The 15431-nt window shown below is 39.5% G+C and carries 14 protein-coding genes; 10 read left to right on the top strand and 4 right to left on the bottom strand.

The genetic code is table 11. From position 1 onward, the window contains the following. The first annotated feature begins 240 nt into the window (after window positions 1-240). Window positions 241-759, top strand: coding sequence for a hypothetical protein (locus QDN89_RS15520; RefSeq protein ID WP_280771078.1), 519 nt, complete (start codon window positions 241-243; stop codon window positions 757-759). A 96-nt stretch (window positions 760-855) separates the two neighbouring features. Here the strand turns inward: QDN89_RS15520 and bshB2 are convergent, their stop codons facing one another. From bshB2 to QDN89_RS15505, 3 genes are all read right to left on the bottom strand, one after another. Further along, window positions 856-1515: a bacillithiol biosynthesis deacetylase BshB2 gene (gene bshB2 / locus QDN89_RS15515; protein WP_280771077.1), complete on the bottom strand. Its 660-nt coding sequence runs from the start codon at window positions 1513-1515 to the stop codon at window positions 856-858. Between the two features lie 78 nt (window positions 1516-1593). Beyond that, window positions 1594-1944, bottom strand: a complete 351-nt coding sequence (locus QDN89_RS15510; protein WP_280771076.1) for a YojF family protein — start codon at window positions 1942-1944, stop codon at window positions 1594-1596. Between the two features lie 199 nt (window positions 1945-2143). Further along, a complete protein-coding gene (locus QDN89_RS15505) occupies window positions 2144-3100 on the bottom strand; it encodes an ATP-grasp domain-containing protein (RefSeq protein WP_280771075.1) in 957 nt (318 codons plus the stop codon). 304 nt (window positions 3101-3404) lie between these two features. Between QDN89_RS15505 and QDN89_RS15500 the strand changes: the two genes are divergently transcribed. From QDN89_RS15500 to QDN89_RS15490, 3 genes are all read left to right on the top strand, one after another. Then, window positions 3405-5402 carry a methyl-accepting chemotaxis protein gene (locus QDN89_RS15500; protein WP_280771074.1) on the top strand — a complete coding sequence of 666 codons (1998 nt, stop codon included), beginning with the start codon at window positions 3405-3407 and terminating at the stop codon, window positions 5400-5402. 342 nt (window positions 5403-5744) lie between these two features. Next, window positions 5745-6698, top strand: coding sequence for an aminoimidazole riboside kinase (locus QDN89_RS15495; RefSeq protein ID WP_280771073.1), 954 nt, complete (start codon window positions 5745-5747; stop codon window positions 6696-6698). A gap of 28 nt (window positions 6699-6726) precedes the next feature. After that, complete coding sequence (locus QDN89_RS15490; protein ID WP_280771072.1) at window positions 6727-8175, top strand: glycoside hydrolase family 32 protein; 1449 nt, start codon at window positions 6727-6729, stop codon at window positions 8173-8175. 86 nt (window positions 8176-8261) lie between these two features. Here the strand turns inward: QDN89_RS15490 and QDN89_RS15485 are convergent, their stop codons facing one another. Next, on the bottom strand, window positions 8262-8624 hold the full coding sequence (locus QDN89_RS15485) for a response regulator (RefSeq protein WP_280771071.1): 363 nt from the start codon (window positions 8622-8624) through the stop codon (window positions 8262-8264). 143 nt (window positions 8625-8767) lie between these two features. Between QDN89_RS15485 and QDN89_RS15480 the strand changes: the two genes are divergently transcribed. The 6 genes from QDN89_RS15480 to QDN89_RS15455 all read left to right on the top strand — a co-directional run bounded on the left by QDN89_RS15480 (window position 8768) and on the right by QDN89_RS15455 (window position 15382). Next, window positions 8768-9445 carry a DNA alkylation repair protein gene (locus tag QDN89_RS15480; protein ID WP_280771070.1) on the top strand — a complete coding sequence of 226 codons (678 nt, stop codon included), beginning with the start codon at window positions 8768-8770 and terminating at the stop codon, window positions 9443-9445. 18 nt (window positions 9446-9463) lie between these two features. Further along, window positions 9464-10138 carry a uracil-DNA glycosylase gene (locus tag QDN89_RS15475; RefSeq protein WP_280771280.1) on the top strand — a complete coding sequence of 225 codons (675 nt, stop codon included), beginning with the start codon at window positions 9464-9466 and terminating at the stop codon, window positions 10136-10138. Between the two features lie 22 nt (window positions 10139-10160). Beyond that, entirely contained in the window at window positions 10161-10985 is an 825-nt protein-coding gene (locus QDN89_RS15470; protein WP_425335408.1) for an aldo/keto reductase, read from the top strand. 76 nt (window positions 10986-11061) lie between these two features. Continuing rightward, window positions 11062-11937: an NAD(P)-dependent oxidoreductase gene (locus tag QDN89_RS15465; protein ID WP_280771068.1), complete on the top strand. Its 876-nt coding sequence runs from the start codon at window positions 11062-11064 to the stop codon at window positions 11935-11937. Between the two features lie 379 nt (window positions 11938-12316). Continuing rightward, window positions 12317-14488 carry a cache domain-containing protein gene (locus QDN89_RS15460; RefSeq protein WP_280771067.1) on the top strand — a complete coding sequence of 724 codons (2172 nt, stop codon included), beginning with the start codon at window positions 12317-12319 and terminating at the stop codon, window positions 14486-14488. A gap of 219 nt (window positions 14489-14707) precedes the next feature. Next, entirely contained in the window at window positions 14708-15382 is a 675-nt protein-coding gene (locus tag QDN89_RS15455; protein WP_280771066.1) for an NAD(P)H-binding protein, read from the top strand. Window positions 15383-15431 lie beyond the last annotated feature (49 nt).

The raw sequence follows: 15431 nt of genomic DNA, 5'->3' as shown, positions 1-15431 counted from the left end.
CAATTGTAAAGTTGTTTCTTGGAAAAAACAGGCATGTAATTTTAATTTTTTCATAAAATATGTTATATTTATTAATTATTATCTTCATTAAACTGATCGGATTAAATATTCATTATACTATAGACTTCTTTTCAAAGTTTTAATGGATAGACTTCGATAGTTATTTTATTATAATAAATCAACCATTGAAAAAAGTTTACGTAGATAGATTCTATTCTATTTTTAAGGAGGTGTTAGACGATGGTCAGACATTCAAGTCCATTTGCAGGTAGGTATACTCGTTATGTATTATCGGTTTTATTGCTTGGTTTGTTAGGTCCACTAATTATGTGGGATTCAGGGATTGGTTATAGTTTATTTAGCATCTTTTTAGCAGTACTTTTTACTATTGGTTATGATGCGTTAATCATTAAAATAGCGGAGCAAAAAGCAGAGAAGATGGTAGAAGAAAAGAGTAGCCTCATTGTTCATGCTGTGATGCATGGTCCAGAACGAAAAGGTTTTATCGTTTTTACAGAAGGATTCGTATTATTTGTTCCAACGTGGAATAAAATTAAAACGATCTTTGATGCAAAGCGTATCGTGAGGCATCAGTTTGACGGGCAGTTTGTAGAGTTAACCGTTCGTTTTCCAAATAAACACAGGATGTTTCAATTTTCTGTTTCGGAGCCAGAAAAAGTGAAACTAATGCTAACGGAAAAAAGTGGAGAGTCCTTACCGTATAAATACGATAAGATGAAAAAGAATGAAAACGTATAAAAGCACCGTGTGTATGCACGGTGCTTTTATTATGTTATCTAATTAGATAATTGAATGAAGGAAACCCAAGTAAATGAAACAAGAAGTCTATCCGACCTAAACTGGAAATGTCCAAAATCGTTCGATTAACATTCGCTGACGCACCGTTTCATCTTCTTCTAACATACGTTGCTTCATCGTTTCTATGACACCAGCAGTTTGCGACTGATGAGCTTCAATGACGTTCATTTTTTGGTCGTAATAAGGGGAAATGTCATGAACAACATCAGGTTCTCCTAATGCTTGTTCACTACCTTCCGCAAAAGCTATCGCATGGACTGTTGGACGGTCTCCTTCAGGAAGTCGTCGAACAGCTTGAATCACTGCTGCACCCGTTGCATCGTGATCCGGGTGTACTGCGTAACCTGGATAAAACGTGATGATTAACGATGGATTAATCTCATCAATCACATCAAATAAACGACTTTGTAATGCGTCTTGATCTGCAAATTCAACTGTTTTATCTCGCATTCCAAATCTTCTTAAATCCTCAATACCTAGCAGACGACATGCTTCATGTAATTCATTTTTACGTATGTCTGGGAGAGTTTCTCGATTAGCTATCAAAGGGCGCCCCATATTTCGGCCCATTTCACCAAGGGTCAAACATACATATGATACTGGTGTACCTGCTTGAGTGTGGGAAAGGATCGTCCCAGCTACCCCAAATGCTTCATCATCTGGATGGGGGAGAATCACTAGAACATGCTGTTCCATCCAATCACTTCCTTTCTTCTTTCATCAAAAAATCAGCCGTTTTCATCCATCATGGTGCGTAAATATTCGCGTGGTCCTCTACTTAGGAAACGGTTTTTTGCCCATTTCCAATGCAATAGCAAGTTTACCTGTAGAGTCGTGTCCGGCGAATAGAAGTCTATCTTCATCATCTATTTCCCAATCCGTTAAACCTTCCGCATAAAGCCACCCTTGTTCCGTTTCAAGTCCCATGCGAAAAGGGCCTTTTCCAGTAATTTTACCTTGCAAAAATGTTAATTGAACATTTCTAATAAATGCTCCAGCAGAGAAGAATGATTGATCTTTATGAGATGCATAAGCGCCATTTGTTGTTTCTAGATGAATATATAATGCTTCACCAGCTAAGTCTGAAAGGTGATGTTGGACAAGTTGTCGATCAATAGGTTTCATTAGCCATCCTCCTTTACGATAAAAAATTAGTTACGAGATTCACTACGCTCACCCAACTATTAAAAAAGAAATTACAATTTTCTAGCTAGGGTAGCCGAAAAGTCAGCCTGAGTCTCGCAAATTGCCTGTAAGCGAGCACTTGATTTACATGGCATTCAATGTATTCTCTCAAAGAGATCTCGACTTTGTTTATCCTCTATTATACAAGACTTGTTTCGAGTTGTCTTTTTAAGAACTTCGCAACTTCTTTCATACCATGGATCCCGGCAGCATCTTCTGCTTGAGGGTTATAGTTCGTATTTGTATTCACGTCATACGTATACGTTCTTCCTTGGCTATCGGTAATCTGTTCAATACCAGCAAATGTGATACCATTTGCTGCTAAGAATTTTTCGTATTTTTCAATTAAAGGGCTCGAGAAGTTGTCAATGATTTCAAACTTGGGGCGCGTTTCATTTTTTACTTCTGAACGATCAGAACCATCTGTCGGACAGAACTGATCGCCGATTTCACAAGCTTCTGCAGGACAAAGTTCGAAGCCTTCTGACGTATCGACTTTAACAGCATAAAGGAATTTTCCACCGACAAATTCACAGCGAGTAATCGTTGAATCCGGAGCATCAATATACTGCTGAAGAAGCATAATACCATCGACAGAAGCTTCGATGTCGTTAGTTTTAACTGCTGATTTCAGTGCATCTATATGATCAAAGCGATGAACACCTAAACCTTTACCAGCACGGTTGTGCTTCGTAATAAAAGGTGTCGAAAAATTTTCAGCCGCTTTCATTAACGATTTATTCCCAACGGCAGCGGTTGTTCGTGGAACGAGGATATCAAATTTTTTTAAAGCTTCGTACTGAGCGACTTTACTTACTTCTAATTGCAAAGCGCGAAGGTTATTAAACACTTTACGTCCGTGACTTTCTAGCCAGTTAATCAAAGCGTCAGTCAATTCAGGAGCATAGCGGTGTCCCCGAGAATGAGAGGACGCACTCATTCGATTGTAGAAAATGCCTTCTGGAGGTGTTTCATCTAAAGGGACGATTCCTTCATCTAAATGCCAGCCTTCATGTGGCACGTTCAACTCTTCCAACGCAGCCATAAGTGGTTTCGTCCATTCGTCGTTTTCGTGAAGAATATATACTTTAGTCATCTTGTCATCCTTTCATGTTGCAGAAATTCCTCTAGGTTCTTTCATTGTAACAGGAAATGCGTCTTACTAGAATTCAAGTCCCTTTTTGCCTTTATCTAAAAACAATGTTTATCGAGTATTCTAACATACCAGAGAAAGACATTAGGAAGGTAACTAAGAATCCATCTAGTTAAATTTTCCAGATAATTCTCAATTTTTTGTGTAATATTATTTACTTTATAAAAACCACTTGAGAAAAAGTATCTACTCATAGATAATATATGAAATATAGTTATAAAGTCATGATGAAAAAGGTGTGGTGGGATTGCTTAAGTCTGTTAAAGGGAAACTCGTTATTTTTACCGGGGGATTAATTGTTGTCACGATGTTATTGACTTCACTAATTATCTATTACCAATTAAGTACGGGAATAGAAAGTTCAGTAGAGGAAAATGCGACGTCAACCGTGCAAGATGTGGATCGATTTATTGAAACATTTCTAGACAAATATCAGCTAACCGTTAAAATGTTGGCGGAAGATGAACGGACGATTGATTATTTACAAGGGGATGGGACAACAGCTGATCAAAATGAAAATTGGAATAGCTTACAAACAAGTCACGAAACATTTATGGGACAAGAAGCAGGTGCTCAATTAACGTATATTGGTAGTGAGCAAGGGGAAATGCTGACGACACCGGTCATTGATTTGCCAGATGGTTTTGATCCTAGAGAGCGGCCTTGGTACGAAGATGCATTGGAACAAGAAGGAGAAGTAATCTGGACTGCTCCATACATTGACGTAGATACGGAAGAATTAGTTATTACCGTGGCCCAATCGGTTGTGTCAAACAATGGTAATCAAGTGTTAGGTGTTCAAGCAATCGATATTTCCTTGGATGAAATGGTGTCTTTGTTAGAGTCAACAGAGGTAGGTTATAACGGAGATTTGGCACTAGTTGATAGTGAAGGATTAATTATTGCTCATACAGATTCAGCGCAAGTCGGTACAAATGCGACAGAAGATACTCAACTCGGTGCTGCCTTTGCATCAAGTGATGCTGGCTCCCTCCAATCAGGAGGTCAAACGATTTATTTTGATGAAATCGACGGCTATAACTGGAAAGTGATGTCCATTTATAATGATGGTGATTTGTATGCCGAACTGACGAATACACGAAATACGTTTTTAATTGTTTCCGTAATTGCTGTTCTTATGGCGATTGTTGCTTCGTATGTTGTGGCAAGCAAATTAACACACCCTATTCGCCAGTTAAATCAAAAAGTAAGTCAAATGGCAGATGGCGACTTCTCCTCCGACTTAGACATAAAAGGAAAAGATGAACTGAGCCAACTTGGGGTATCCGTTAACCATATGAGCGGTGAGTTAAGGCAATTGATCGGATCGATTCAAGGATCGGCAAATGATTGCAAAGTGATGGCGGAGGAACTAAGCGCCGTCTCAGAAGAAACATTAGCTACGAGTGATGATATGTCTTCCGCAGTAAATGAGGTAGCAGAAGGAGCATCTAAACAAGCAGAAGATATAGAAGAAGCGAACAAACAAATGCAGTTACTCGCTAACCAAGTAGATCAAGCGTCAAAACAGACGAACCAAATGAATGAACTGTCTTCTGATATGAAAACAGCGAATGAACAAGGGTTATCACAAATGAAAGTCTTAGAAGAAAGAACGACTAACTCGCGACAAGTGTTCTCTCAAGTGGACGTTGCGATTCGTGAACTTACAAAGAAAGTAACCGACATTAGCGGAGTCATTGATACAATTTCTGACTTTGCTGATCAAACAAACTTACTGGCCTTAAATGCGAGTATTGAAGCAGCAAGAGCAGGCGAACACGGGAAAGGATTCGCTGTTGTGGCTGATGAAGTGCGAAAGTTAGCAGAACAGTCGATTAATGCTACCGAAAAAATTCGTGGAACGATTTCTGAAGTGGAAGGCGAGACGAAGCGGGTAGAATCATCAATGGAAAAAGCGAATCATATGAGTGACGATCAGCAAAAAGCAGTGGAAGACACGCATGAGTCCTTCACATCAATTATTCGTTACATTGAAACGTTAACGACGTCGCTTGATTCATTAACGGTTGATTTAAAAGGAGTTAACGATCAAAAAGAACAAATTGTTTCTACAATGAAAAGTATCGCTCAAGTATCGGAAGGAGCAGCGGCAACAGCAGAAGAAGTATCGGCATCTTCCACGGAACAAACGAAGGCAATTGAAACTGTTGGAACAACATCTGAACATTTGAATGATTTAAGTTCAGGTTTGCAGGAAAAAACTAGTCGATTTAAAGTGTAATGATAAGAGTATATTTCTTTGGCCCCTCGTCTTGTTGAAGAGGGGCTTTTTGATTTTTTAGTGACCAATGCGGCGCTGAAAGGATGAGTAAGGGTCAGTAGTTGAGGTGACTAGTGACCAATAAGAGCGCGAAATCGGCTATAAGGGTCAGTAGTTGAGGCGTCTAGTTCCCAAAGCCAAGCTATTACAGAAAAAGGTAACAAAAGCTGTTTAAAATACGGACACGTGAAAACATGCACGTTTCCTCTTCATAGCGTTGTCGTTTCGTGGTAGGATACGTATAATAGAGGCAGACTAACTGTGATTTATCAAAGAATACATAGACTCAAGGAGGACATTAGAATGAAAAAAGGTATCATAAGTTTAGGTGAGGCATTAATCGATTTTATTCCTTTAGACGATAACAATGAGACATTTCAAAAAAGTCCAGGTGGTGCGCCAGCAAACGTAGCTGTAGGACTAGCTAGATTAGGAGCAAAGTCCACTTTTCTAGGAAAAGTTGGAGACGATGTTTTAGGTCGTTTCCTTGAAGCGACTTTAAAAGGGTATGGCGTGGACACTTCCGCGATGACGTTTACGAACGATACACGCACAGGCGTCGTATTTGTCACATTAGGTGAAGGTGGAGAACGTAGTTTTGAATTTTATATTGACCCTAGTGCGGATCGCTTTTTGGAAGAAAACGAAGTAGATGAAGCGTTGTTTAACGAGCATAATTTACTTCACTTCGGCTCCATTAGTCTTATTAGTGAACCGTCCAAGTCATCCACTAAAAAAGCCGTTAAGCTTGCGAGAGAAAAAGGATTGATTGTTTCTTATGATCCGAACCTTCGTTTAGGTCTTTGGAAAAACGAAACCGAAGCGAAAGAAGAAATACGCAGTATGCTTGGAGAAGCAGACGTTTTAAAAATATCAGAAGAGGAACTAGAATTCATTACTGGAGAAGCAAACATTGAAGCAGGTGTGAAAAAGCTCAATGAGTTCAAAATTCCACTTATTTTTATTACGTTAGGATCAGAAGGGAGTCATATATTTTTACAAGGGCAAGAGCCTGTAAAAGTGGAAGCAATGAAGGTGAAAGCAGTCGATACGACGGGTGCAGGAGACGCGTTCGTATCAGGGATCCTTTATCAACTTCATTTGTTAGATAAATCAGTGTCTGAATTAACGACAGATGAACTGAAAAAAATGGCACAATTTGCCTCCGTTTCTGGTGGGTTAGCAGCATCAACTAAAGGTGCGATGACAGCACTGCCGACACTAGAAGAAGTGAAAACAAAAATTAGCACATTATAAATTTTACATTAAAGGAGTTTGCATTCTCATGACGGAATCAGATAAGAACCTGCAAGAGCGAGCCTATGCAGAAGTGAAAAAATATGAACAACAAGTGAAGGCCGATCCTTACAGGCAGTCCTTTCATTTGATGCCGCCGGTTGGTTTGCTAAACGATCCAAACGGTTGGATCCAATGGGATGGCGTATATCATATGTTTTACCAGTGGAATCCGTTTGAAACAGGGCACGGAGCAAAATTTTGGGGCCACTATTCCTCTACCGATATGGTGAACTGGAAGGAAGAACCAATTGCTCTTGCGCCAAGTGAATGGTACGAAAAAAATGGTTGTTACTCTGGTAGCGCGGTAGATTATGACGGAAAACTTGCGTTGATTTACACTGGGAACGTCAAAGATGAACAAGGGAATCGTCACTCTTATCAATGTCTTGCAACTTCTGAAGATGGCGTCCACTTTGAAAAACATGGCCCAGTAATTGACGAGATGCCTGAAGGATATACAGCCCACATACGCGATCCAAAAGTGTGGAAAGAAAATGGTCGCTGGTACCTCGTTATTGGGGCACAGACAGCAGATGAGCAAGGACAAGCGTTATTATATGCGTCTGATGACTTGAAAGCTTGGGAATTAAAAGGACCAATTGCAGGAGCTGGCATTGGCTTCATGAAATCATTTGGCTATATGTGGGAATGTCCTGACCTTTTTTCCCTTGACGAAAAAGATGTGCTCATCGTTTCTCCACAAGGTCTTGAGCCAGAAGGAATGTTCTATCAGAATGTGTATCAAGCTGGGTATTTCATTGGAGAAACAAACTTAGAACAGCCGATTTTTCATCATGGAGAATTCAGAGAATTAGATCGCGGTTTTGAATTTTACGCACCACAAACAACGGTAGATGAAAAAGGTAGACGGATTTTAGTTGGTTGGATGGGGGTACCGGAACAAAACGAAGAGGATCATCCGACAATTGCAAATCGGTGGGTCCATTGTTTGACGATTCCAAGAGAGCTTCGTCATGAAGAGGGAAAACTCATTCAAAAACCGATAGAGGAACTTCAACAGCTACGTCAATCGCAAGGGTTGGACGAAACCATCACTGTGTATAACGAAGAGACAATATTGGAAGAAAAGCAAGCAGCACCCTTGGAATTATCGTTTAATGGATTAGAATCCATTTCAGATAAATGCCAGTGGACCTTTCGTGGAGGTACACGCCTCGTTTATGACAAAGAAGAGCAACTCATCACGCTCGAAAGAACCCATGTGAAAACGTGGGAAACAGAAAAACGACAGTGCAGAGTTGATTTATTAGACGAACTGCATATTTACTTAGACCATTCGTCAATTGAGATTTTTGTGAATGACGGGGAAGAAGTGTTTACAGCAAGAATCTTTCCTGATCCGTCAAATCAATCTGTCACAATTCGAAGTTCTGAACCAACTACGATGCACGTAAAAACATGGCATCTAGCTTAATAATGAAATAGAAATAATGAGTACCTGCGTTTGTATGGATGACAAAAAGCAGCGCACAACACGCGCTGCTTTTTGTGTTAATCATTTTATCTACTTATCGCTTTCTCTAATGCTTCTTTGATTCTGTGTTCATCAAAAGGTTTAACGATGAAGTCAATGGCACCTTTTTGGATCGCATCCACTACCATGTTTTGTTGGCCCATGGCTGAACACATTAGCACTTTAGCCTTAGGGTCGATTGCCTTGATTTTTTCTAACGCTTCAATGCCATTCATTTCTGGCATTGTGATATCCATTGTTACTAAATCTGGACGGTGTTCGTCAAATAATTCAACGGCTTTTTGACCGTTTTCTGCTTCAGCTACTACTTCATACCCGGCATCTGTCACCATCTTTTTAAGCGTCATTCTCATGAAAGCGGCATCATCAGTAATTAATAATTTAGTCATTTCAACGTATCCTCCTGTCACACGATTGTGCTACGCATTGTCTTTGAATATAGTATGAAAGATTCATAAAGTCAAACCTAATATACAAACTAAAGTCCTTATTATTATGCCATAAAAGACAGAAATGGAAAAGAGGAGAATCTATGTATACGGAAAAGTTAATAGAAATTTTTTCGAAACATCAAGACGAGGCGCAGGCAAAACCGATGGAGAAGTATATGAAACATCATTTTTCATTTCTCGGTATCAAAACACCAGAGAGAAAAATTTTATTAAAAAAATTCTATCATGAAACAACTATTTTACAAGAAAAGGAGCTACCGATATCTTTCATAAGAGAAGCGTGGTCATTGCCTTATCGCGAATATCATTATGCGGTTTTGTCTGTGTTAGCGAAAAGACCGAAGTGGTTAACAGAAGACCACGTTGTTTTGCTAGAGGAATTAGTAACTACGAATGCTTGGTGGGATAGTGTTGATACCCTTGCAACAAACATTATTGGACCGTTCTTACATGACAAACTAGAACTAACCGAACAAACGATGTCTAGTTGGAAAAATCATGACAACATGTGGCTAAGAAGAACGGCAATATTATATCAACTAAAATATAAACATACGACAGATGAAGAGCGACTCTATGAGATTATCAAACAAAATAGCTCTGACAACGAGTTTTTTATTCAAAAGGCAATTGGTTGGGCACTCCGGGAATATTCGAAAACAAATCCGGAGTCCGTTAAGCGCTTTATCGAAAAAACGGACCTTTCTAGTTTGAGTGTGAGGGAAGGATTAAAGCATATTCATCGCGAAAAAGTATAGGTGGGGTGATTTACGTTGATGCCATTGAAAAATGATTGGCAGGAACAGTTAATAGATGAATTTGAAAAACCTTATTATTTACAGCTACGTGAGTTTTTAAAAAAAGAATATACAGAACAGGTCGTATATCCTCCAATGGATGATATTTTTAATGCGTTACATAGCACGGAATTTAAGCAAACAAAAGTTGTCATCATCGGGCAAGACCCATACCACGGAGCAGGACAGGCGCATGGATTGAGTTTTTCTGTGCAACCTGGTGTGAAAGTACCACCTTCTTTAAAAAACATGTATAAGGAACTTCAAGCAGATATTGGTTGTGATATTCCAGAACATGGATTTTTACAGAAGTGGGCAGAAGAAGGTGTATTGTTACTTAACAACGTATTAACGGTGCGAGAGAAAACACCTCAGTCCCACCAAGGAAAAGGCTGGGAAACGTTTACCGATCAAGTGATTCACCGCTTAAACGAAAGAGAACAACCCGTTGTATTTATATTATGGGGCAAACACGCACAGAAGAAAGGGGAATTGGTGACCAATAAGCATCACTATATTATCCAATCCCCACATCCGAGCCCGTTTTCTGCGCATAGAGGATTTTACGGTAGTAACCCTTTTTCAAAAGCAAATCGGTTTTTAAATAGTATCGGTGTAAAAGAAGTGGATTGGCAATTACCGGTCCGAGTTTAGAAACAATAAGGAGGAAATCATGATGAACGATAAACATGCAACAACGGTGTTACATAATGGGGTGCACATGCCTTGGGTCGGCTTAGGTGTTTACAAAGTCGATAAAGGAGACGAGGTCGTTCAAGCAGTAGATGCTGCACTTAAAGCAGGATACCGTAGCATTGATACCGCTGCTTTTTATGACAATGAAGAAGGGGTAGGGCAAGCGATCGCGGAATCCGGTGTTCCTCGTGACGATATTTTCCTTACGTCAAAAGTGTGGAACGATCGTCACGGGTATGAGGAAACGCTGGCGGCGTTTGAGGAAAGCCGGAAAAAACTAGGTGTGGACGTGATCGACCTTTATTTAATTCATTGGCCAGTGACAGGAAAGCACAAAGAAACGTGGCGAGCATTGGAGACATTGTATGAAGAAGGAAAGGTTCGGGCGATCGGAGTAAGTAACTACTTAGTTCGCCATTTGAATGAACTTCTAAAAGACGCCAAGATCGTCCCGATGGTTAATCAAGTGGAGTATCATCCATGGTTGCAGCAACCGGAACTTCACCACTTTTGCAAAGAAAATAACATTCAACTAGAAGCGTGGAGTCCATTAACAAGAGGGAGAAAGTTCGATGACCCTTTATTAGTTAAGCTTTCGGAAAAATATGGGAAGAGTCCGGCACAAATTCTCATTCGCTGGGATTTGCAAAAACAGGTTGTAACGATTCCGAAATCGGTGACTCCAGAGAGGATAAGAGCGAACATTGACGTGTTCGACTTTACGTTAACGGGTGAAGAGATGACGGAATTGAACAATTATGACGTAGAGGAACGATTTGGATCTGACCCAAATGCGTTTGACTGATGAACGGAGCGTGGCATTTTCATTGGGTCCTAAGGGAATAGGAAGACGGAAGCGCAATCGATAAGGAGTGTTTAAAATGACGAAAAGAAGAATCGGTTTTGTCGGAACAGGTGTGATGGGAAAGAGTATGGCACGCCACCTCATGGAAGGCGGTCATGAACTTTACGTCTATACTAGGACAAAACAAAAAGCGGATGAGTTACTTGCGGAAGGTGCGAATTGGTGTAACACAGTCGGAGAGTTAGCGAAAGCAGTGGACATCGTCATTACCATTGTCGGTTATCCTCACGATGTGCAGGAAGTATACCAGGGAGAGAACGGTATATTAGCACAAGCGAAACAAGGGACGTTTGTTATTGATATGACCACATCAAAACCTGGTTTAGCTCATGATATTTTTGATGAAGCAAAACAAAAAGGAATCCACGCCCTTGATGCACCAGTATCAGGTGGCGACATTGGCGCTCGTGATGCTAATTTAACAATCATGGTTGGTGGCGAAGAAGGGGCATTTCAGCAGATGCAGCCAATATTTCAATTAATGGGCACGAACGTACGTCTTCAAGGAGAAGCTGGAGCTGGACAGTTTACGAAAATGGCCAATCAAATTGCCATTGCTGGCACGATGATGGGTGTGAGTGAAGCGATGGCATATGCCAAAAAAGCAGGGCTCGATCAAGAAAAAGTGTTAGCATCCATTGAAACGGGCGCTGCAGGTAGCTTTTCTATGTCTAAGCTAGCTCCACGTATGATTAAAGGTGACTTTGCTCCTGGCTTTTATATGAAGCATTTCATTAAAGACATGACCATTGCGATTGAATCTGCCGAAGAATTAGGATTGAAAACCCCAGGTCTTGTCGTCGCGAAAAAACTGTATCAAGAGTTAGCCGATAAAGGAGAAGGTGACTCTGGCACGCAAGCACTGTATAAATACTATACGACCTATGGATGAAAATAAGGGAATGAGAAAAAACCTACTTTTTTTGAAGTAGGTTTTTTTTGTGAACGAAATTAATTTTTAGATGTAAGAAGTTAAGAAAAGCAGAAAGATCCCTACTTATTCCCGCTTTACATATATTTCAAACGCGAATATTTCAATTTCATTACAAAAACTCTATCCTTTCACTTTAAAGACCGTTATAATGAGTATGTCGAGTTCGTGCGAAATATGTCGCATTTACTCGACCTAACTTTCATTTTAACGTTCTGTTACTGACTAGCGTTAATTTTCACATGCAATGCCCTACAATATTAGAGGCATTTATACCAATAGTACTTTAATGATTAAATATAGTTAAATAAATTGATAGATATATAAGGGGACATAAAGAATGTTTCACACATTACGATCAAAACTATTAGTGTTTTTTATACTGATTGCTTTCGTTCCGATGTTAGTGGTTGGTTTTATAAGTTATACAGCACAAAAACAAGAGATGACTAATCATGCGGAGAAGTCATTATCCATGCAAAGTTCAAATATAGCAGCGGATATTTCTCGTTTTTTAGAAGAGCGAGTAAATGACGCGGAATACTTGTCACGAAATCCAGTGATGATGAATCCATCTAGTTCTTTGTTAGATATTAGAGATCAAATGTATTATTTTTTAGACATTCATACTATTTATTACGATACGTATCTCATCGATGATGAAGGGATTGTCATTGGTGACACAGAAAATGAAGTGGTTGGGCATGACCTTAGCGATCGTCCTTGGTTCTCACAAGCAATGGAAGGAAAAACATTTATGTCGGACATTTATTATTCGACCATCTTAGACGAACCTGTTCTAGTCATTGCTGCTCCTGTTTATGACAGAAGACAGAATGTAACAGGGGTTATTTCCCCTTCATTTAATTTGGAATCACTTGAAGACATGTTAGAAGGTTATGCAAGTGAACAGCAAGAAACAGGATGGGGAGGATATGCTTTTCTATTAAACGAGGAAGGCACGGTGATATCTCATCCTGAGGAAGAACATATTCTTGAATTGAATTACTTTGATGAACAAGGTGTTACGAAAAAGTCCATTGATCAAGTGGTCGACGACCGTGAAATTACAAAGATGATCGATGGAGAAGTACATTCTTTCTCAAAAATCGAGTCATTTCCTGAGTTTCATCATGAATGGTATGTGGGTGTTTCCGTTGAGGAATCAGAGCTTTACGCTTCATTAAATAATTTGCTCATGAAATATATCATATCTTACGGGGTTATTTTGCTATTTTTGTTATTTGCCGTTTATCGATTATCGGCTTACTTAGTACAACCTGTTCAGCAACTAGTGGAAACGACGAGAAACTTTGCTAGTGGTGGTGGCCACGATAGAAAATATGTGAATGCATATGAGGAAGTCAATCATTTAAACGCCACGTTTGATCATATGACAAGGCAGCTAGAGCAAAGAGAAAATTCGCATAAAAAATCGACGATGGTTTTAGAAGCGACAGACAATGGTGTGCTAGCAATCGACCGAAATACAAAGCGCATCACATTATTTAATCGGATGTGCGAAGAAGTATTTCAACGAGATAAAAATTACGTCATCGGTACAACGGTCGATGAAGTGATGACATATTCCAAACCGTTTGCATCATTTGTGAAAAGTGGGGACATTGATCATCTTTTAGAAACGATGGAAGATAGTTGCCAATTTGAAATGGAGTGCCAGTGTGATGGAGAACTTAGAACGTACTTTTTAAGTGTTTCTAATCTACCTACAATGGAAGAGGAACCAACGAAAAAAGAGATGCTTATCGTTTTCTATGATTTAACGGAGAAGCGTCAAATGGAGAGAGAACTACTGCGCTCGGAAAAATTAAAAGTTGTGGGAGAGATGTCTGCAGGATTTGCACATGAGATTCGCAATCCATTAACAACCATCAAAGGCTTTATTCAGCTATTTAAGGAAAGAAGTTCTGAAGAAAACCAAAAGCATTATCCTCTTGTCATTGAAGAAATTGATCGTGTCAACAAGATCATGAACGAATTGTTAAATATTGCTAACCCTAATCCGAAAGAAGAAAAAACAACAGCAAACGTAGAAAGAATCTTGAAAGATATTATCCTTTTACAAGAATCACAAATGAAAAAGAATCATATAGATTTAGAAACGTTTTTCCAAGGAGATATTCCGGATATGGAAGTAAACGTTAATAAACTAAAGCAAGTGTTTATTAACTTGATCCAAAATGGTATTGAAGCAATGCCTGATGGAGGGAGAATGAATATTCGAACGCGATTAGAAGATGGTTACTCTCCATCTGAGCAGCGTGTCGTGATACAAATTCAAGACACTGGAATTGGTATGAATTCGAGCACGATGGAAAAATTAGGCACGCCATTTTTCACAACAAAAGAAACAGGGACAGGGCTTGGAATAACGACGAGTTATCGTGTCATTGAAGAAATGGATGGAACGATCAATGTATCATCTGAGACGAATCAAGGCACAAGTTTCACAATCTCCATTCCTGTGAAAGTGTTGGAATCAGTGCAATGATAGTAAAAGAAGATAGTAGCTTCGTATTTAATATGATTGATGCAAGCCCTTGGTATGGATTTACACCAAGGGCTTTACATATGCCTTTCTGTGGAAATTCGTTCCGTTAATTTCCTGAATCGTTTCATTTTTTTGGCCATACGTGGTACATTGAAACTGTTAAGTTTATCGAAATAAATGGCTTCAACAGAGTTGAAAGTTAAGAAAGAGGTGGCAGAATTGAAGAAAGCGATAGTAGCAGGTGCGACCGGATTAGTTGGTCGACATGTAGTGAAAGAGCTAATCAATAGTCAGCATTATGACGAGATCCATATTCTGACGAGGCGAAAGAGTCCGTTTCATAAACACCCTCTCGTCAAAGAACACCTTGTACAATTTGATGATTTAGATGAAGTGGACGATGTCTTTAAAGATGTGGATGATGTCTTTGTGACGCTCGGGACGACAATGAAGCAGGCGAAAACAAAAGAAGCATTTATAAAAGTAGATTATACGTATCCAGTGAAGTTGGCAGAAAAGGCTAAAGAGAACGGAGTAGATAAATTCCTCGTGGTCACTGCGATGGGGGCAGATCGTGATTCCCGTTTTTTCTATAATGTTGTGAAAGGCACGTTGGAAGAGAGATTGATCAACTTAGAATTACCTTCGTTACATATTTTCCGCCCGTCTCTTCTCATTGGGGAAAGGTATGAATTTCGTGCTGGAGAAAAATCAGCAGAGTGGCTAAGTAAACCTTTGTCTTATGTGATGAAGGGGAAATTTAAAAAGTACAGACCTGTGAAAGGATCCTATGTTTCAGCGGGGATGCATGCTGTTGCTCAGAAGGATACCTCAGGTGTTCATATTTATGAGTCTGATTTAATCAATCATGTAGGACATATACTCAAAGCGTAAGCGAGATGTATCGAAGAGACGTCACGTAAAGAAGCTACGATCAACATGC

The organism is Salipaludibacillus daqingensis (genome assembly GCF_029891575.1).
Classification (GTDB): Bacteria; Bacillota; Bacilli; order Bacillales; family Salisediminibacteriaceae; genus Salipaludibacillus; species Salipaludibacillus daqingensis.
Note: the sequence above shows the minus strand (reverse complement) of the source record. Positions and strands in the feature narration are given on the sequence as shown.

Coding starts and splice junctions, on each gene's coding strand:
- QDN89_RS15505 (WP_280771075.1), bottom strand. CDS start 3,100: ATGACTAAAGTATATATTCTTCACGAAAACGACGAATGGACGAAACCA.
- QDN89_RS15465 (WP_280771068.1), top strand. CDS start 11,062: ATGACGAAAAGAAGAATCGGTTTTGTCGGAACAGGTGTGATGGGAAAG.
- QDN89_RS15485 (WP_280771071.1), bottom strand. CDS start 8,624: ATGACTAAATTATTAATTACTGATGATGCCGCTTTCATGAGAATGACG.
- bshB2 (WP_280771077.1), bottom strand. CDS start 1,515: ATGGAACAGCATGTTCTAGTGATTCTCCCCCATCCAGATGATGAAGCA.
- QDN89_RS15490 (WP_280771072.1), top strand. CDS start 6,727: ATGACGGAATCAGATAAGAACCTGCAAGAGCGAGCCTATGCAGAAGTG.
- QDN89_RS15480 (WP_280771070.1), top strand. CDS start 8,768: ATGTATACGGAAAAGTTAATAGAAATTTTTTCGAAACATCAAGACGAG.
- QDN89_RS15520 (WP_280771078.1), top strand. CDS start 241: ATGGTCAGACATTCAAGTCCATTTGCAGGTAGGTATACTCGTTATGTA.
- QDN89_RS15475 (WP_280771280.1), top strand. CDS start 9,464: ATGCCATTGAAAAATGATTGGCAGGAACAGTTAATAGATGAATTTGAA.
- QDN89_RS15460 (WP_280771067.1), top strand. CDS start 12,317: ATGTTTCACACATTACGATCAAAACTATTAGTGTTTTTTATACTGATT.
- QDN89_RS15470 (WP_425335408.1), top strand. CDS start 10,161: ATGAACGATAAACATGCAACAACGGTGTTACATAATGGGGTGCACATG.
- QDN89_RS15510 (WP_280771076.1), bottom strand. CDS start 1,944: ATGAAACCTATTGATCGACAACTTGTCCAACATCACCTTTCAGACTTA.
- QDN89_RS15495 (WP_280771073.1), top strand. CDS start 5,745: ATGAAAAAAGGTATCATAAGTTTAGGTGAGGCATTAATCGATTTTATT.